The organism is Candidatus Thermoplasmatota archaeon, from assembly GCA_035540375.1.
GTDB lineage: Archaea > Thermoplasmatota > SW-10-69-26 > JACQPN01 > JAJPHT01 > DATLGO01.
In genome coordinates this window covers 1-16,753 of sequence record DATLGO010000034.1, presented here as the reverse complement: position 1 = coordinate 16,753, position 16,753 = coordinate 1, and the positions used below count along the sequence as shown (strand labels likewise).

Annotated in this window: 16 protein-coding genes; 9 read left to right on the top strand and 7 right to left on the bottom strand. The window is 73.1% G+C overall.

The genetic code is table 11. From position 1 onward, the window contains the following. Positions 1 to 237 precede the first annotated feature (237 nt). Positions 238 to 723, top strand: coding sequence for a hypothetical protein (locus VM889_04165; GenBank protein HVL47733.1), 486 nt, complete (start codon positions 238 to 240; stop codon positions 721 to 723). Positions 724 to 753: 30 nt separating this feature from the next. Further along, a complete protein-coding gene (locus VM889_04160) occupies positions 754 to 1,173 on the top strand; it encodes a TerB family tellurite resistance protein (GenBank protein HVL47732.1) in 420 nt (139 codons plus the stop codon). A 41-nt stretch (positions 1,174 to 1,214) separates the two neighbouring features. Here VM889_04160 and VM889_04155 read toward each other — a convergent pair whose 3' ends face one another. Then, positions 1,215 to 1,604, bottom strand: coding sequence for a hypothetical protein (locus VM889_04155; GenBank protein HVL47731.1), 390 nt, complete (start codon positions 1,602 to 1,604; stop codon positions 1,215 to 1,217). 148 nt (positions 1,605 to 1,752) lie between these two features. Between VM889_04155 and VM889_04150 the strand changes: the two genes are divergently transcribed. Continuing rightward, positions 1,753 to 3,249, top strand: a complete 1,497-nt coding sequence (locus VM889_04150; protein ID HVL47730.1) for an MBL fold metallo-hydrolase — start codon at positions 1,753 to 1,755, stop codon at positions 3,247 to 3,249. 245 nt (positions 3,250 to 3,494) lie between these two features. Here the strand turns inward: VM889_04150 and VM889_04145 are convergent, their stop codons facing one another. After that, the gene (locus tag VM889_04145; protein HVL47729.1) at positions 3,495 to 4,226 is read right to left on the bottom strand and encodes a hypothetical protein; all 732 of its coding nucleotides are present in this window, start codon (positions 4,224 to 4,226) and stop codon (positions 3,495 to 3,497) included. Between the two features lie 67 nt (positions 4,227 to 4,293). Between VM889_04145 and VM889_04140 the strand changes: the two genes are divergently transcribed. Further along, a complete protein-coding gene (locus VM889_04140; GenBank protein HVL47728.1) occupies positions 4,294 to 6,357 on the top strand; it encodes a S8 family serine peptidase in 2,064 nt (687 codons plus the stop codon). On the opposite strand, the gene VM889_04135 is transcribed toward VM889_04140, so the two are convergent. Beyond that, positions 6,300 to 7,010, bottom strand: coding sequence for a hypothetical protein (locus VM889_04135; GenBank protein ID HVL47727.1), 711 nt, complete (start codon positions 7,008 to 7,010; stop codon positions 6,300 to 6,302). The two genes, VM889_04140 and VM889_04135, sit on opposite strands and share 58 nt — an antisense overlap. 42 nt (positions 7,011 to 7,052) lie before the next feature. Further along, positions 7,053 to 8,447 (bottom strand): hypothetical protein, encoded by a 1,395-nt coding sequence (locus VM889_04130; protein HVL47726.1) that lies wholly within the window; start codon positions 8,445 to 8,447, stop codon positions 7,053 to 7,055. A gap of 107 nt (positions 8,448 to 8,554) precedes the next feature. On the opposite strand from VM889_04130, the gene VM889_04125 reads away from it, so the two are divergent. Further along, on the top strand, positions 8,555 to 9,019 hold the full coding sequence (locus VM889_04125; protein ID HVL47725.1) for a hypothetical protein: 465 nt from the start codon (positions 8,555 to 8,557) through the stop codon (positions 9,017 to 9,019). Continuing rightward, a complete protein-coding gene (locus VM889_04120) occupies positions 9,016 to 9,240 on the top strand; it encodes a hypothetical protein (GenBank protein HVL47724.1) in 225 nt (74 codons plus the stop codon). The genes VM889_04125 and VM889_04120 overlap by 4 nt, the downstream gene beginning before the upstream one ends. Here VM889_04120 and VM889_04115 read toward each other — a convergent pair. The 3 genes from VM889_04115 to VM889_04105 are packed head-to-tail and all read right to left on the bottom strand — an operon-like array spanning position 9,209 to position 12,873. Further along, on the bottom strand, positions 9,209 to 10,105 hold the full coding sequence (locus VM889_04115; protein HVL47723.1) for an ATP-binding cassette domain-containing protein: 897 nt from the start codon (positions 10,103 to 10,105) through the stop codon (positions 9,209 to 9,211). The genes VM889_04120 and VM889_04115 overlap by 32 nt on opposite strands. After that, positions 10,102 to 11,388 carry a hypothetical protein gene (locus VM889_04110; protein HVL47722.1) on the bottom strand — a complete coding sequence of 429 codons (1,287 nt, stop codon included), beginning with the start codon at positions 11,386 to 11,388 and terminating at the stop codon, positions 10,102 to 10,104. Before VM889_04110 ends, VM889_04115 begins: the two co-directional genes overlap by 4 nt. 54 nt (positions 11,389 to 11,442) lie before the next feature. Beyond that, positions 11,443 to 12,873 (bottom strand): DEAD/DEAH box helicase, encoded by a 1,431-nt coding sequence (locus tag VM889_04105; GenBank protein HVL47721.1) that lies wholly within the window; start codon positions 12,871 to 12,873, stop codon positions 11,443 to 11,445. 123 nt (positions 12,874 to 12,996) lie between these two features. Here VM889_04105 and VM889_04100 point away from each other — a divergent pair, with 123 nt between their 5' ends. Genes VM889_04100 through VM889_04090 form a run of 3 tightly spaced genes read left to right on the top strand, consistent with a single transcriptional unit; the run spans position 12,997 to position 16,578 of the window. After that, a complete protein-coding gene (locus tag VM889_04100) occupies positions 12,997 to 14,352 on the top strand; it encodes a metallophosphoesterase (GenBank protein HVL47720.1) in 1,356 nt (451 codons plus the stop codon). 59 nt (positions 14,353 to 14,411) lie between these two features. After that, complete coding sequence (locus VM889_04095) at positions 14,412 to 15,689, top strand: 3-isopropylmalate dehydratase large subunit (GenBank protein ID HVL47719.1); 1,278 nt, start codon at positions 14,412 to 14,414, stop codon at positions 15,687 to 15,689. 40 nt (positions 15,690 to 15,729) lie between these two features. Beyond that, the gene (locus VM889_04090; protein ID HVL47718.1) at positions 15,730 to 16,578 is read left to right on the top strand and encodes a diadenylate cyclase; all 849 of its coding nucleotides are present in this window, start codon (positions 15,730 to 15,732) and stop codon (positions 16,576 to 16,578) included. The last annotated feature ends 175 nt before the right edge of the window (positions 16,579 to 16,753 follow it).

The following is a 16,753-nucleotide window of genomic DNA, read 5'->3' as shown; positions in this document are numbered from 1 at the left end:
CCCCGTCGTCGAGCGCGGGCCCCGGGCGACGGCCGCGACGTGCCGGTGGCGGTGCGCGGGAGGATACTCGAACGCGCTGACGAGCCGCGAGTCCACGACGTTCCCGTCCGCGTCGATGCGGCCGCCCGGCGCAGGCCGCGGCTTGGTCTTGTCGCCGCGATACGGGGCGTCGCGTTGTTGAGATTCGCATAGGGTATCACGAGCGCGGTTATGGCCTGCCACGGGGTCGAGGATCCCATGCGTCCCGTCCTTTGGAGTCTCGTTGCGGCCGTTGCCGTCGTCGCGGCCGCCTTTCCCGCGGGTTCCGCCCACGGCGGCGAGGGGGACCCGGCCCTGGTCCTTTCGAACGTCGCGTACGCGTATCACGTCGTTTTCTGGGAGGGCTGGAGCGGCCCCACGAATCCCGAGTGCGGACAGAACGGCATCTGCTCCCCCCTGCGCCCGCACGGCGTCTTCACGTTCGACGTGCTGAACCACCTTGGCGAGAACCTCACCTCGCTCGGCGCGACCTTCACGATCCGCGCGGGCGTCTCCGCATCGCAGTCCGTGAACGGGCTCGGTCCTCTCTCGGACGACGAGACGAAGCGCTACCGGGTCGAGGCGCCCGTCTTCCCGGCGCCCCAGTTCTGTGTGTCGGTCTCGGGCAAGGGCGAATCCTCCGGCAAGACCCATTACTCGAACTCGGTCTGCGTCGTCATCTCGGGCGTCGAGATCCTTCCCTGAGGCGGCGAGGGGTCAAGTAGGATCAGCGCCGTGCCCACGCCCGGTGCAGGCATGGTCCCATCCACGTTGACTCCGGAGGCCGCCGTCGTTGGCCTCCTCGTCGCCGCCGTGAAGGCCGATGGTCAGGAGGTCCGCTCGGAGCTTCGCGAAGCAACACTCCACCTCGAGCGTCTCGAGCCCGCGATCGCGGTCGCGCCCTCTCGGGTCGCGCTCCTCGTCGCGGAGGCGGGGCGATCGATCGCCGCGCGCGGACTCGAGCCGCACGTCGTCGCGTGCGCCGCGGCCGTTCCCCCGGCGATCCGCCTGGCCGTCTTCCGCGCCGCCCTCGAGGTTGCCGCGGCCGACGGACGGGCGGCCGAGCGCGAGCGCGCGTTCCTTGCGCTCGTGGCGAAAGCGCTCGCGCTCGACGCGCGGGAAGCCGAAGCCGCGATCCGCGCGCGCCTCGGTTGAGAAGGAGGGGGCGGCCCCGCGCCGCCCCGTGAGGTCGGGGATCAGAGCTTGCCGAGGATGCGCTCCGACTGCCGCACGTCGTTCGTGCGGATGACGAGGCGCCCGTCGGGCGTCGGGAAGACGCTCTCGATGTTGAGGCCCGCGGCCGCAAGCTCCGAGGAGACGCGGCCCAGCTCGCCGGGGCGGTTGCCGAGCGGGATCGCGATGGCCTCGCTCTCGTGGGCTTCGATGCCCTGGTTGCGGAGCACCTTCACGGCCTCGCCCGTGCGGGTCGTGAGGAGGCGCAGCATGCCGAGGTGGCCCTGCGTCTCGAGCGAGAGCGCGTCGATGTTGATGCGCTCCCGGCCGAGGGCGGAGGCCGCGCGGGAGAGCTGGCCGGGCGTGTTTTCGATGGTCGCGTACACGAGCTGGACGGTCTGGATGCCTTGCATGGAGTTACACCCCAACGACGCCGAGCGGCGTCTTCGGCGCACAAGACGGGCGACCATGCAAAGCGCTTGCGCCAAGCCGAGGCAAGCGTTTTGCAGGGTGCGGGAGATGACCGCGCGTGACGCTCAGGCGTGAAGGACGCGTGACGGTCTGACCCCGCGGAGGCACTGCGCGGCGTGCGGCGCGGCGCTTTCCCCGCCCAGCGTCGACGGCCACGCGACGTGCGCGGCGTGCGGCGTCACGGCGTGGCGGAACAGCAAGCCCGCCGTCGGCGCCATCCTCCTCGACGGCGGCGGTCGAGTCCTTCTCGCGCGGCGCGCGCGCGAACCGGCGCGGGGCCTCTGGGATCTCCCGGGCGGTTTCCTCGAATGGGGCGAGGCGCCGCTTGCGGGCCTCGCGCGCGAAGTCGCGGAGGAGACGGGCCTTGCGGTGCGCGATCCCGTCCTCGTCGACGTCGCGGTGGGCGACTACGGGGACGAGCGCACGTTGAACCTCATGTACGTCGCCCGCGTCGAAGGCGAGCCGCGCGCGATGGACGACGTCGCGGCGCTCGCGTGGCATGCGCTCGACGCCCTGCCGCCGCTCGCGTTCCCGCACGAGGCGCGCGCCCTCGCGAGGGTCCGAAGCGGCGAAGCCGGAAGCCTCAACCCGCCGGGGTCGCTTCGCGCCCGCGTGGAGCGCACCGATCCGCTCAAGGTCGCCGGCCGCTACGTGAACCCCGCCTTCGCCCGGGGCGGCGGCCTCAAGGAGCCCACGTTCAGGGAATTCCTGCGCTGGCGCCGCGAGCGCCCGAAGCGCGACAAGCGGCCCGTGTCCGTTCCGCGCCGCGCCGCGGACGATCCGAAGCCCGGCGCGCCGCCCACCTCGGGCGTGCGCGCGACGTGGCTCGGCCACTCGACGGTCCTCCTCCAGCTCGACGGGAAAACGTACCTCACGGACCCCGTCCTCTCGACCCGCATCGGGGTCTTCTTCAAGCGCGCGACGCCGCCCGGCCTCGCGTTCGAGGACCTCCCGCCCGTGGACGCGCTCCTCCTGTCGCACAACCACTACGATCACCTCGACGCGCCCACCGTGAAGCGGCTTCCGCGCGAGACGCCCGTGTTCTGTCCGGAAGGCGTCGCGCGGTGGTTCCGCCGCCGCGGATTCACGCGCGTCGAGGAGCGCTCGTGGTGGGGCGCGGCCGACCTCGCGGGCCACCGGGTGACGTTCGTCCCGGCGCAGCACTTCAGCGGCCGCACGGGGTTCGACCGCGACAAGACCCTCTGGGGCGGATGGGTCGTGGAGGGCGACCGCGGTTCGAGCGCGTGGTACGCGGGCGATTCGGGATGGTTCGACGGGTTCCGCGAGATCGGCGCCGCGTTTCCCGGGCTCGACCTCGCGATCGTTCCGATCGGCGCGTACACGCCGCGCTGGTTCATGGCGCCCGTCCACGTCGACCCGCCCGAGGCGGGACGCGCGTTCCTCGACGCGGGCGCGCGCACGATGCTCCCCGTCCACTGGGGGGCGTTCCGGCTCGCGGACGAGCCGGTCGACGAGCCGCCCGTCGTGCTCGAGGCGTGGTGGCGCGCGCAGGGCCTCGACCCGGCGCGGCTCCTCAAGCCCCCGCTCGGCGTTCCCGTCGACGTCCCTCCGGCGAAGCCTATATAAGGGCCACGCGCCGTCGCGGAGTCCCGTCGAGGAGGAATTTCCACGCCCGCCAAGTCCCTCTGTCCCAACTGCGGCAAGAAGTGGCGCTCCGCCGCTCACCTCTGCTTCCCGGAAGCCGTCGCGAAGTGGACGAAGAAGAAGGAACTCCTCAACCGCTGAACGCGGTTCCGCCGCGCGGCGCGACCGCGCGGCTCCCTCGCCGGATTCCGGCGCTGTTTTCGCGCATCCACGCACCACCGCGAGGTCTAACAGCGGGCGACCTTGAGCATCGCGCGCACGCCGTTTTCGCGCGGCCGCACGTCCGCGACCGCGACGTCGCCCACGTCCCCCGCGTGCGCGAGATGCGGGCCATCGCACGCCACGACGCACCGCTCGCCGATCGCGACCAGGCGGACGGGATCGACGCCCGCGGGCAGGTCCCCGACGGGGGTCGGCGACGGCGTCTCGGCGCGCCGCGCCTCCTCGCGCGTCGCCCAGCGGGTCACGATGCGCGCCTTCGCGGCGACGGCGGCGCGGGCCTCCGAAACGGCCTCCGCGAGAAGCTTCGGCGCAGCGCCCGGCGCGACGTCGAGCACGAGCTTCGCCTGACCGCCCCCGACCACCTCGACCGGCGCCGCGAACCCGACGCCGCGCGCGGCGAGCGCGCCCGCGACGAGGTGCGCGGCCGCGTGCGCGCGCATGGCCTCGCGACGGCGCTCGACGTCGAGATGGAGCTGGGCGCGCGCGCCCGCGGGCGGCGGCGGTCCGCGGACCTCGTGGACGAGCCGACCTTCGCGCGTCTCGCGCACGGAGACGAGCTTGAGCTTGTGGCCCGCGACGACGAGGTGACCGCGGTCCGCGGGCGCGGGATGACGGTACGCGCCCGTGCCGCCGTAGAAGATCGAGCGGTCGAGAACGAGGCGCGGACCGCGGGCTTCGAGGACCGTCGCGAGGAGCGCGGCCTTCCCGCCGTCCTCGAGGTGCACGCGGAGCGTCAACGCGCCGGAAGGACGCCCCGCGCATTTCTGCGTTCTGGACCGGGACCGGGTTCGAAACGCTTATGGCGTGACCGGTCCGCTCGAAGCGGGGAGTGCCCGGATGCGCCACCTCGGCAAGCTCGCGATCTTCGTCGCGCTCGCCCTGTCCGTTCCGGCCGTCCTCCTGCCGCTTGCGACCCACGCGCCCGACCCGGCCGCCCCGCCGCCCGCCGCGCGGCCCGGCGGGGCCGCCTCGTTCTCCGGCCGGCTCGCGGTCCCGGATCCCAAAGCGACGGTGGAGGCCCTCTCCTCCGCGACGCACGTCGTGGACCTTCCGCCTTCCGCGGCCGCGCTCTCGTTCCGGCTCGCCGCGGACGCGGGCGCCAGGGTGGCGGTCGTCGTCGACGATCCGCCCGGACGCCAGGCCTTCGGCCGCGTGCTCGCGGACCGGGGCGAGGGCCGCATCGACGCGGCGCGCATCCTCGAGGGCGGGCCCGGGGGGTGGACGTTCCGGCTCCGCCTCGTGGCCGCCGAAGGGCCCGTCGCCTACAGCGTCGTCCTCGCATGGGAAGGCGCGCCCGGCGCCGTCGTCGTGCGCGCGCCCGCGCACGCAAGCCCGGTCGCGCCCGGCATCGCGGTCCCCGTCCGCGTCCGCGTCGCAAGCACGTCCGACGCGCCCGCGGGCGCGAACCTCACGGCGGACGCGCCCGAGGGCTGGCGCGCCGAGACGCCCGCCGCGACGAGGCTCGACCCGGGCGAGCGCCGCGACGTCGACGTGCTCGTCACGGCGCCCGAGGACGCGGCCGAGGGGGCCTCGGCCGAGATCGTCCTCCGCCTCGACGGTGCGGAGGCCGCGCGCTTCCGCGTCGTCCACGACGCGACCCTCGCGCGCCTGCGGGAACGTCCGCGCGCGGTCGTCGCGCTCATCGACACGGGGATCAATCCCTATCACGTCGAATTCCGCCGCGAGGGCCGCGTCCACCCGCCCTCGTCGTGGATGCCCGGCTACCCGGAATCCGCGAAGCGCCTCGACCTCGCCTTCGGAGCGGCCAACCTGCCGCTCGCGCGCGCCGCCGATGCGGAAACCTGGAACGCGACGGAGAATGACGCGCTCCACTGGGTCGCGGGCACGAACATCGTGGGTCTCGTGCATTTCGGCGGCCGCGCCCGGTTCGACGAGGACGGCCGTGGCACGGGGGCCGCGAGCGTCCTTGCCGGGGCGACCGTCGGCGCGTGCCCACGATGCGAGATCGTGATGGTGTCGGGCGATCCCCTGCGAGGCCTCCGTTGGGTGGCCGAGCAGACGTGGATCGACGCGGTCAGCGTGAGCCCCGGCGCGCTCACCGAGGTCCCGCTCTCCGCGTCGCTCTCGGACGTCGCGCGCGAGGCCGCGCGGGAAGGCAAGGCCCTGTTCGCGGCCGCGGGCGACAACCCGAGGGTCGGCGGCGTGTACGTCCCGACCTCCACGCACCTCGCGTCGATCCGGGGCCTGCCCTGGGTCGTGCGCGTCGGCGCGTGGAACGAGACGTACGGCCAGCCGGAGGCGGCTTCGGCGCAGACGGCCGAGGTGTACGCCGCGAGCTGGGCGACGGCCGCGACCTTCGACGCCTTCGACGGATACGCGCGATTCGGCCAGACCTCGGCCGCGACCCCGCAGGCCGCGGGGCGGTACGCGAACGTGCTCGTCGCCGCGCGCGAGGCCGCCCGCGACGCGACGGGCGGCGCGACGGGCGGCGTCGTCGCGCGCGGACGCGCGACCACGATGGGCCCGCTCGACGACGGGGTCCTCACGGCGGAGGAGGCGCTCGGAGCCTTCCTGCGCTCCGCCCGTCCGATGGACGTCGTCGAAAGCCATCGCCGACACGGCCACGAGCCCGGCTGGGGACCGACGATCGTCCCGGGCGCGCCCGGCGCGACGTGGCTCACGCAGGGTTACGGGCTCGTGGACCGGGAGACGGACGCCCTCGCGCAGGCCGTCGCGCGCGGTCTCGCGGTGGAGCCCCGGCGCGGCGGCGAGGACCTGTGGCGCGCGGCGGATCGGGCCGCGCGGACGGCGTACGCCGAGGGGCAGGACCGGTTCGGCCTCGATCGCGATCAGGCCGTGGCGGGCGCGGCGCGGCTCGCGCGGCCCGCGGCTTCGCCCGCGAGGTAGCCGGCGAACATCACGATGATGCCGGCAAGCTGCGCGAGCGTCCGCGCGTCCGCGATGCCGAGCGTCGAGAGCGACCCGCCGAGGAACGGGAACATCGCGCCGACGCCGATGAGGAGGAGCCCCCACGCGCGGAGCTTCCACGCGCTCCAGAGCGCGCCCGCGATGAGCGCGAGGCCGCCGAGGACGTTGAGGAGGAGCGACGCGACGCGCGCGGGTTGCGGGAAGGCGATGGCCTTCGCGCCGAGGTCCGCGTCCCATTCAGAAAGCGGTCGCGCGTCGTCGCCCGCGCCGACGACCGTCGAGGCCTCGAGGGGCACCGTGAACTGGCCGAGCGCCGCGAGAGCCGTGAGTGCGAGGAAGATCCCGATTGCGCTTCGCGTGACCGCGGGCTGTCCGACGCGCGCGAGCGTGCCGATGCCGAGAAGCCCCACGAGCGACGCCGAGACCGGGAAGTACACGCGGTAGAGCGCCACCGTCCAGCCGGACGCGATGACGGCCGCCTCGAGCACGGAGGCGAGCGCGAAGAGGGAGAGGCCGAGGCCCCACGCGAGCTGGTGGACCTTCCGCCGACGGGCATATTGGCGCCAGACGTGGGCGGCGAAGAGGCCGCTCACGAGGGCGGCAAGGAGGGGAAGGACGGGGGTCGCGGCCACGAGGCCCCATCCGGATCATCGCATATAGGATTGCCGCGCGCGTCACGGCGTCCGCGGGCGCCGGTCGGCGTCCCAGAACCACTCCACGAGGCGGTAGCCGTTCGATTCGTGCGTCACGTTCGCCGCGGGGGATTTTGGGGACCCGACCTCGAGCCGGAGCGCGGGCGCGCCCGCCGGGAACCACCAGAGCCGCGAGGACCTGTAGAGGCCCGCGCCCCGATCGGCCGGGTCGCACGCGAGCGTGTCCTCGATCGGGACGCCCGCCGCGAGGACCTCGCCCGTCGGCGTCCCGGGGGCGCGCCCGTGGGACGCGTACGTGAAGGCGACCGCGACCTCGCCGCCCGACGCTTCGAGCGGCGTCGCGCGCATCGCGAGCGGGACCGGGCGCCCCTCGAAAACGGGGCACGCGCCAAAGGTCTCCCACGCGTCGATGGCCCCGTCCTCGTCGCGGTCGCGCCAGAGCACGATCGTGGCCTCGACGGCGAGGAACGTTCCGCCGCTAAGGTCGGGGGCCGTCGCGACGGCGCCGGGCGCGGGGACCGCGGCGACGAAGCGCGCGTCGAACGCGTGGCGCGTCTCGTTCAGGTAGGCCGAGCGGCCGAGAAGGGCCTGCGACGCCCCGTTCTCCGGTTCCCACTCGTCCTCCGCTTCGGCGAAGGTCGCGGCCGCCGCCGCGCGCGCGACATCCGCGAACGGGCCCGCGACGGGCGTCGCGGCGAAGGCGCGCTCGACCCATGCGACGGCCGCGAACGAGACCGGGGGAAGCGCGCGTTCGACGGGGGCGAGCGTCGCGGCGTAGAGCGACGCGACGGGCGCGGGGGCGAGGGCCGCGTAGCGGTCGATGTCGAGGAGGCACGACGCGGGGCACGCGAGGGCGTCGTCGCCCGCGAAGCGCAGATCCGGGTTCGCGAGAACGCGGGTCTCGAGCGTCTCCGCGAGCGAGCCTGTCGCGGAGACGAAGCCGAGACCCGCGCCCTCGTAGTGGTCGCCCGCGCGACGCAGGTCGAAATCCGGCTCGTTGGGCGGGGCCTCCCGGTTCTGGGCGACCTGGGGCCGCGCGGCGGGATCGAGGTAGGCGACGAGCCGCGCGTCGATTGCGATCAGCTCCCAGTCCGCCTCGTCGATCTCGCCGTCGGCGTCGAAATCCTCCCAGGATCCGTACCAGGCGAACAGGTTTCCGTGGCCGGGCGCGACGAGAGCCGGGCTCCATCCGCCGGTCGCGCGCGATGGCGCCCACGGGTGCTCGCGTCCGAGGCCGTGGAAGGCATCGAGGACGAGCGTTTCGACGTGCGCGGGTTCGTCGAGGCCGTTTCTCTGACCGCGCGCGTTCAGCATCGCGCGCAGCGGCTCGCCGATCTCCTCGATGACGGCTCCGTGCGAGGCGGGGACGGTTGGACATGCAAACGCGATGAGGGCGAAAGCGGCGAAGGCTCGCATCGGGTGGGCGGTCGCGACGGCGTCGCATCGTCTTTCTGCCGCGACCTTGACGCCTCCGCGGCGATCTCGGGATGAACTCCTTGCGGTCGGCAGGCGTCGTGCGGTCAATGAGCCTCCGCCACCGTTTCCTTGCGCTCGTGTTCGCGATCGCCGCCGTCGCGCCCGTCGTCGCGGCGGACATCGTCGTCGTCCATCCCGTGATCCCGAAATCGGGCTCCTACCCGCCCGCGGTCTCGGCCTGGTGCTCGACCGAAGGGGAGCGCTGCCAGGTCACGCAGCGCAGCTACACGTACGCCTCGCCCTCGGCCGAATCGCGCGTGGCCTACACCGCCGTCGGACAGTACGCCTTCGACCTTCCCGGTTGGGCCGATTCCGCCTTCATGAGCCTCCAGGTTACCGCCGGAACCACGAAGCAGATCCACTGCGGGGCGACCTGCGAAGGATTCCTGCGCGAGAGCGTGAAGGTCGAGCGGGGCTCGACCGTCGTCGTGAGCGGGAACGTGTACTGGTGCGATTGGCACTGCTGGATCCGCAAGGACTACCCGTATGCGACGACGATCCGGGTGGTGTGAGCCTGCGCCCGATGCACCGCGCGCTCGCCGCGGGCGCCCTCTCCGCCGCCTCCATCCTCGCGCTCGTGCAGGTCTCGGTCGCGATCGGCCAGGGCCTCGCCTCGGGCCTCGCGGGAGGCCCCGTCGCCTGGGACGTGGCGACCCCGGGGGTCGTGGCCGCCCTCTCCGGAGGCCTCGCCGCGGGCATGGTCACGGCGGCGCGAGCGGCGCCTCGCCCCTGAGGAGCCGCGCGAGGTTGTAGCGGGCGAGCGATGTGGGCTCGATCGCGGCCTCGACGCCCGCGGCCGCGAGCGCGCCCCTGAGCGCCTGCTCCGCCCCGGGCGCGGGCCACGGCAGGACGAGGCTCGCCTCGGTCTCGACGCGGAGCGTCGCGAGCGCCCGGACCTCGCGCAGCCGGCGCACGAGTCCGGGGGTCGCGACGACGTGCGCGCGCAGGGCCGGTCCCGCGAGGGCCGCGACGGGCCCGCGGTGCGCGACCTTGCCTTTCGCGAGCACCACGACCCGGGAGGCGCACGCGACGATCTCCTCGACGTCGTGGCTCGCGAGGAGGACGCTCCCGCCGCGCTCGACGTGCTGGCGCGCGAGCGCCCAGACCGCGGGCCGCATCGCGAGGTCGAGCGCTTTCGTGGGCTCGTCGAGGACGAGCACGTCCGCGCCCGACCGGAACGCCCGCGCGAGGTCGACGCGGCGCCGCTCGCCGCCCGAGAGCGACGCGGCGCTCCGCTCGTCGTAGGCGGGCGGAAGAAGCCGCGCGAGCGCCCCGCGCGTCTCGGCCGGGAGTGCGGGGGGCGGTCGGGGAAACCACAGCTCGTGATATCGGAAAACGTCCGCGACCCGCGAGCCCGATGGGTAGGCGGGCGCTTCCTCCGCGACCAACGCGAACGTCGACCCCGGCGCGCGGCGGACCGCGCCCGCGTCGGCCGCAAGCAGGCCGGCGAGGAGGCGGATCGCGGTGGTTTTGCCGGATCCGTTGAGGCCGAGGAGTCCCACGCATTCGCCGCGCGCGAGGTCGATCGCGAAGTCGTCGAGGGCGAGGCGGGCGGCGTGGCGCCGCGCGAGGCCGCGCGCTTCGAGCATGAGGCTCATCGACGCCTCCGCCGCGCGACGAGGGCGAGGGGCAGGAGCACGGCGAGGAGGGCCGCGGGGGGGCCGATCGCGTCGGCCGCCGGCGTCGCGAGGGGTCGCGTCATCGCGAGACGCGTGTGCTCCTCGCGTCCGTCCTCGAACGCGGTCGCGACGGAGACCGCAAGGCCGAGGTCGCGGCCGAGGTGCGCGACGCGGAGGAGCGCGAACGTGACCTCCGCCTCGTAGCGGGCGCTTCCACCGCCATCCTCGACGGGCGCGAGCCGGATCTCGGTCGGCCGCACCACGAGGTCCGGCGGCGTCGCGAAGCGCACAAAGACCGGTCCCGTTCCCGCGGGCGCGTCGCCGACGAGGCGCACCGCGCGCTCGGCGCCCGCCGCGAGCGTGGTCGGCTCGCCGCGCAGGTTCTCCGCCGTCGCCCAGTGGACGAGGGGCGAGGCCGTCGGAGGGGGAGGCTGCCACGCGTCGACCATGGGCGGCAGCGTCCCGCCCGCGAGAACGGGAAGGACGAGGAGCGCGAGGGCGACGGGAGGCGCGGCCCGTCGCCACGCGCGACCCGCGCCGGGATCGAGGCCCGGGGCGCCGCCCACGCCGACGAGAAGCACCGCGAAGGCGGCGAGGAGGCCGAAGGCCGCGAGCGCCAACCGCAGGTGGAGGTCGTCGGGCGCGGCGCGGAGGCCGGCCGCGACGGCGACGATCCGTTCCGGCGTCGCCCACACGAGGGCGCCGACCGGGGCGGCGTCCGCAAGGCCTTCCGCGACGTGCGGCGCGGCGAGCGCGAGGATGCTTGCGCCGGTCGCAAGCGCCGCGCTGCCCGCGGGCGTGCGCGGCGACATCGCGGTCGCGAAGGCGAGCGCCGCGACGACGACCCACGCTCCGACGAAGAGGCTCCCGAGGGCGGTCGCGAATACGGCGTCGCGCCACCAGGCGCCCGCCTCGAGGAGGATGATGACCGCGAAGGGCGCGGCGAGCGCGAGGTACGCGGCGAGGAGGGCCAGGGGCGCGACGAGGGCGGCAACGAGGAGGCGCCGGGGCGGGGCCCCGGAGGCGAGCGCGAGCGACCAGTGGCCCTGCGCGCGGACGGTCGCGAAGTGGGCCGCGACGGGGCCGAGCAGGAGGAGCGGTCCCCACACGAAAAGGCCGACGAGCGCCCGGGCGATGGATTCGTATCCGGGGAGCGCGAGCGCCGCGAGGAATAGCCCCTGCACGACGAGCGCTCCGGCGGCGAACGGGGACGCGGCGAGGAGACGGCTCTCGGCGGCGAGGCCGCGCAGAAGGGTCGACATCGTCCCGGGGTCGCGGGACGGGTACTTGGCGTTTCTCGGCCGGCCTTGACAGCCTCAGGCGCGACGCGTCGCCACGATCTCGGCGCGCGCCTTCTTGCCGAGGAGCTCGCCCTTCGCGTAGGCGGCGTGGAAGCGCTTGGCCTCGAGCCACGGCACCTGCACGATCGCGTGGTCCTCGCGGATCCAGATGCTCCCGAGCGTGTCCTCGCGGAAGCCGCACTTCTTGTTGACGGCCTTGAAGATGTCGATCATCTTGACGCCGTCCTTCGCGCCGACCTCGACGCGGAAGGAGACCATGCCGGTCGGGTCGCTGACTTCCTTCCAGTCGATGACCTTCTGGATCTTGTCCTTCCCGCCGCCCTCGGTCTCGGGAACCTCCTCGAGCCGCAGCGTCCCGCCGGAGACGGCTTCGAGGTCGAGCCGCGCGCGGCCCTCCTCGCTCGTCACGAACGTGATCGCCTTCCCGGTGCGGCCCATGCGGCCCGTGCGGCCGATGCGGTGCACGTACCACTCGGGATCCTCCGGGATGTCGTAGTTGATGACGTGCGTGCAGTGCGACACGTCGATGCCGCGCGCGAGGACGTCGGTCGCGACGACGATCTTGACCTTGCCCTGGCGCACGTCGTCCATGACCTCGTTCCGGGTCTTCTGGCTCATGTCGCCGTGGAGGGCCTCGGACGGATAGCCGTGGCTCTTGAGGAGGCGGTTCACCTTGTCGGCCTCCATCTTCGTGCGGCAGAACACGAACGCGAGGTCGGGCTTCTCCGCTTCGAGGACGCGGTAGAGCGCCCACACCTTGTTGCGGTAGCCGACGTTGTAGTAGATCTGCTCCGTGCCCTCCACCGTGAGCTTGTCCTCGCTCACGGCGACGTTCACGGGATTGCGCATGATCTCCTGCGCGAGCGTGAGGATCGCGTTCGGCAGCGTCGCGGAGAACAGGAGGTGCTGGCAGTCGCGCGGGATGCGCGCCATGATCCACTTGATGTCGTCCACGAAGCCCATGTCGAGCATGCGGTCGGCCTCGTCGAGGACGAACATCTTGATCTCGTCGAACCGCACGTTGCCGCGGCGCATGTGGTCCATGACGCGCCCGGGCGTCCCGACCACGACCTGCGCGCCCTCGCGGAAGCCCTTGATCTGCGGCCCGAATCCGGTGCCGCCGTACACGGGCACCGCGTCGATGCCCTTGAACTGGCCGATCTCGTGGAGCTCGCCCGTCACCTGCTCGGCGAGCTCGCGCGTCGGGACGAGGATGAGCGCCTGGGGCTTGCGGCCCTTGGGGCCCATGCGCTCGACGACGGGAATGCCGAAGGCGGCGGTCTTGCCGGTGCCGGTCTGCGCCTGGCCGATCACGTCCTTGCCCGCAAGGAGCGGGGGGATGGCCTCGCGCTGGATGTCCGTCGGGGACTCGAAGCCCATCGCGGCGAGGGCGTCGAGGACCTCGCGCGAGAGCGGGAGGTCCGAGAAACGTGTGGGAGGGGTCATAGCGAAACCCTGGAGAGGAACGACGCGACTATGGAGGGTCTTCACTTATAGGTTACCCGCGACCGGCGGGCGCCCTGCGCCACGGCCCGAACGCTCTTGACCCCCGGGCGCCTTCCCGGCCGCATGGCCCGCGCCCTCGTCGTCCTCGCCTTCGCGATCCTCCTCGTCCCGGGGGCGCTCGCGGCGGTCCCGAACCAGCACCATCTCTCGATCGTGCCCGGCGGACTTGCGGTCACCTTCGCGAACGTCGGCGGCGAGCGCAACCTCGACGCGCGCGTGGAGTACGGGGCGACCGACGCGCTCGGCAAGGTCGCGGAGGCGCGCTTCGAGGCCTCGCTCCCGCCGGGCATCGCCGTCTATTCCGCCGTGCTCACGGACCTCGAGCCCGGGAAGACCTTCCGCTACCGCGCGGTGCTCAACAAGCAGGCGGGTCCCGTTTTCGAGGCGCGCGCGCCCCCGGCGGCGGGCGAACCGCTCCGCTTCGTCGCGTTCGCCGACCATGGGCACGAACACGCGACGTCGCGCGAGACCGTCGCCGCGGCCCTCGCGGCCGACCCCGACCTCGTCCTTGTCGCGGGCGATATCTCGTACGCGGACGGCCGCAGCATCGGCTGGGAAACCTGGTTCGGGATGGTCGAGCCGCTCGCCGCTTCCCGCCCGCTCATGCCCGCCGCGGGGAACCACGAGCGCGAGGACGTTCCGATCCCGACCGCCTACGATTCGCGCTCGTACGACCAGTTCAAAGGGCGTTTCGTGCTTCCGGGCGACGAGTTCCATTTCGGCTTCGGCGCGGGCAATGTCCACTTCGTCGTCGTCAACTCCGAGGACGCCTGCGCGACGTCCCGCGCGACCGTCCACACGCCCTATATCCAGCCGGGCGAATGCAAGGACGCGGCCGGGAACCAGACGCTCATGGCGCGTCTCGACGCGCTTCTGTCCTCGCCCGAGGCGAAAGCCGCGCGCTGGCTTGTCGTCATGTTCCACCGCCCTGTGTACACGTGGGGGGCCTATGAGGGGAACCCCATCATCGAGGCCCACTGGCGACCGCTCTTCGAACGCCACGGCGTCGACCTCGTGCTCACGGGTCACGACCACATCTACGCGCGGACCCACGCACTCAAAGATGGGAAGCCCGTCTCCGCGGGCCCCGAGGTCTACGCGGAGGGGGAGGGTCCGGTGTACGTCGTGACGGGCGGAGGCGGGAACAAGAAGTACGACCTGCGGCCTCCGCCCTACCCGGAGTGGCTCGCTGTCGCGAACTCCACCTTCCACGTGACCCACGTACGCGCGGACGCGAAACGGCTCGCCGTCGAGGCCCACGAAGTTCCGACGGGCGCCCTCGTGGACCGTTTCGTGATCGGCGAGCCGTTCGACCCCCCGATCGGGGACCCGCCGACGCGCGCAACCCCCGGTCCCGCGCCGGTCCTCCTCGCCGCCGCCGCGGCGCTTCTCGCGCTCGCGGCGCGCCGGAAGGCGTGAACCCCCCGTCCACCGAGGGGAACGCTTATCACGGGGCAGGGATTCGTCCAGGCATTCCCATGCCCGGCGCGACGATGTCCGAGAAGATCCTGGCCCGCGTCGGCGGCCGCCCCGCGGGCGTCAAGCCCGGCGAGGTCGTGACCGCCAAGGTCGACCTCGTGATGAGCCACGACAACGCGGCGCTCATCGCGAACATCTTCAAGGAGATCCCCGTGAAGGGCCTCTTCGACCCGTCGAAGATCGTGATGACGCTCGACCACCGCTCGCCCGCGCCGGACATCGAGACCGCGACGAAGCAGAAGGCGGTCCGCCAGTTCGTGAAGCTCGCGAACGTCGGCACGTTCTACGACATGAAGGAGGGCATCTGCCACCAGGTGCTTCCCGAGAAGGGCCACGTGATGCCCGGCATGCACATCGTCGGCACCGATTCCCACTCCTGCACCTACGGCGCGTTCGGCGCCTTCGCGTACGGCGTCGGCGCGACCGAGATGGCCGCCGTCTGGGCCGCGGGCGAGCTGTGGCTGCGCGTTCCCGAGACGATGCGCGTGACGATCGACGGAAGGCTTCCGAAGGGCGTCTACGCGAAGGACATGACGCTCGCGGTCATCGGGAACGTGACCGCGGACGGCGCGAACTACATGGCCGTCGAATACGAGGGCTCGTGGATCCGGGACCTCGCGGTCTCCGAGCGCATGACGCTCTGCAACATGGGCATCGAGATGGGCGCGAAGGTCGCGATGATCGCGCCGGACGCGCGCACGCTCGAGTATCTCCGCGAGCGCGGCGGCGAAGACACCCTCGCGCGCTGGCCCGTCGTCCGCTCGGACGCGGGCGCCCGCTATGCGGACGAGCGGCGCTTCGACGCCTCGAAGCTCGAGCCGCAGATCGCGTGCCCGCACGCGGTCGACAACGTCCACCCCGTCTCCTCGGTCCTCGGCAAGCGCGTCGACCAGGCGTTCCTCGGGTCCTGCACGAACGGCCGGCTCGACGACCTGCGCGAAGCCGCCGCGATCCTCAAGGGCCGCCGCGTCCACGACGAGACGCGCCTCATCGTCACCCCCGCGAGCCGCGAGGTCATGATGGCCGCGATGGCGGACGGGACCCTCGCGACCCTCATGGAGGCCGGCGCCGTCGTCGGCACCCCCGGATGCGGCCCGTGCATGGGCGCCTCCGGCGGCATCCTCGCGCCGGGCGAGCGCTGCATCTCGTCCTCGAACCGCAACTTCAAGGGCCGCATGGGCTCGAGCCAGGCCGAGGTCTACCTCGCCTCGCCCGCGACCGTCGCGGCCTCCGCGCTCCGGGGCGAGATCGCCGACCCGCGCGACCTCGTCGCGTGAAACCCAGAAGCCTATTTGGGCGCGACGCGGATACGAGGGCGTGGACACGGCGCGCGCGCTCCTCGAAGCGGTTCCCGGCCTCGCCCGCCGCTTCAAGTCGAACGTCCTCCTCATCCTCACGGACTCGTCCGAGGTCGCCGATGCCGCCCTCGCCATCCAGGGCCTCCCGGTCGTCGTCGCGACGAGCCGCGGCCACATCGCGGAAGGCGCCCGCGACCGCGCGAAGGACGTCATCCACCTGAAGGAGCCCCTCGCGGGATCGCTCGGCGCCCTCGCCCAGATCCGCGACCTCATGATGGGCGCGTTCCTCGCGGGCAGCATCGGCCCCAAGGACAAGGTCCTCGTCCTGCTCTGGAACGAGGACGCGCTCGACGGCCTCCTCTTCTTCGACGCCGGCCGGGACCTGCACATCACGCACTTCGAGGCCGAGCTCGCGGACCGCGTCGCGCTCCCCGTCGCGGAGCGCGTCATGCAGCTCGCAAGCGAGATCGCGCGCGAAGGCCGCGAGGGCAAGCCCATCGGCACGATCTTCATCGTGGGCGATTCCGAGAACGTGCTCGCGCACTCCCGCCAGGCCGTCATCAACCCCTTCCAGGGCTACGCGCCCAAGGACCGGAACCTCCTCGACGACGCGCTCTGGGAGACCGTGAAGGAGTTCGCGCAGATCGACGGCGCCTTCATCGTCCGCGCGGACGGCGTCATCGAATCCGCGGGCCGATACCTCGAAACCGACCAGCACGTCCCCGTGGCAAGCGGCCTCGGCGGCCGCCACCTCGCGGCCGCGAGCATCACGAAGCTCACGAAGGCCATCGCCTTCGCCGTGAGCTCCTCCGGCGCGGTCCGCGTGTTCAAGGACGGGAAGCTGGTCATGCGCTTCGGAAGGATTTAGTTCGGGGCTTTCAGCGGGGCACTCCGTGGCATGCGTTTCACACCTCGGCCTCGCCTGCGGGCGAGGCCTCGGCGCATGTCCGCCCGACCTGCGGGTCGGGCTCTCCGCGGCGGTTGCGACCGCCGCGGATCACTCCGTGCCAGAGGAGGGGCGCTGCGCGCGCCCCTCCTCTGGA

Bases quoted from the DNA above. Each gene is read 5' to 3' on its own strand.
- VM889_04095 (HVL47719.1), top strand. From the start codon at position 14,412: ATGCCCGGCGCGACGATGTCCGAGAAGATCCTGGCCCGCGTCGGCGGC.
- VM889_04105 (HVL47721.1), bottom strand. From the start codon at position 12,873: ATGACCCCTCCCACACGTTTCTCGGACCTCCCGCTCTCGCGCGAGGTC.
- VM889_04125 (HVL47725.1), top strand. From the start codon at position 8,555: ATGAGCCTCCGCCACCGTTTCCTTGCGCTCGTGTTCGCGATCGCCGCC.
- VM889_04110 (HVL47722.1), bottom strand. From the start codon at position 11,388: ATGTCGACCCTTCTGCGCGGCCTCGCCGCCGAGAGCCGTCTCCTCGCC.
- VM889_04130 (HVL47726.1), bottom strand. From the start codon at position 8,447: ATGCGAGCCTTCGCCGCTTTCGCCCTCATCGCGTTTGCATGTCCAACC.
- VM889_04165 (HVL47733.1), top strand. From the start codon at position 238: ATGCGTCCCGTCCTTTGGAGTCTCGTTGCGGCCGTTGCCGTCGTCGCG.
- VM889_04155 (HVL47731.1), bottom strand. From the start codon at position 1,604: ATGCAAGGCATCCAGACCGTCCAGCTCGTGTACGCGACCATCGAAAAC.
- VM889_04115 (HVL47723.1), bottom strand. From the start codon at position 10,105: ATGAGCCTCATGCTCGAAGCGCGCGGCCTCGCGCGGCGCCACGCCGCC.
- VM889_04100 (HVL47720.1), top strand. From the start codon at position 12,997: ATGGCCCGCGCCCTCGTCGTCCTCGCCTTCGCGATCCTCCTCGTCCCG.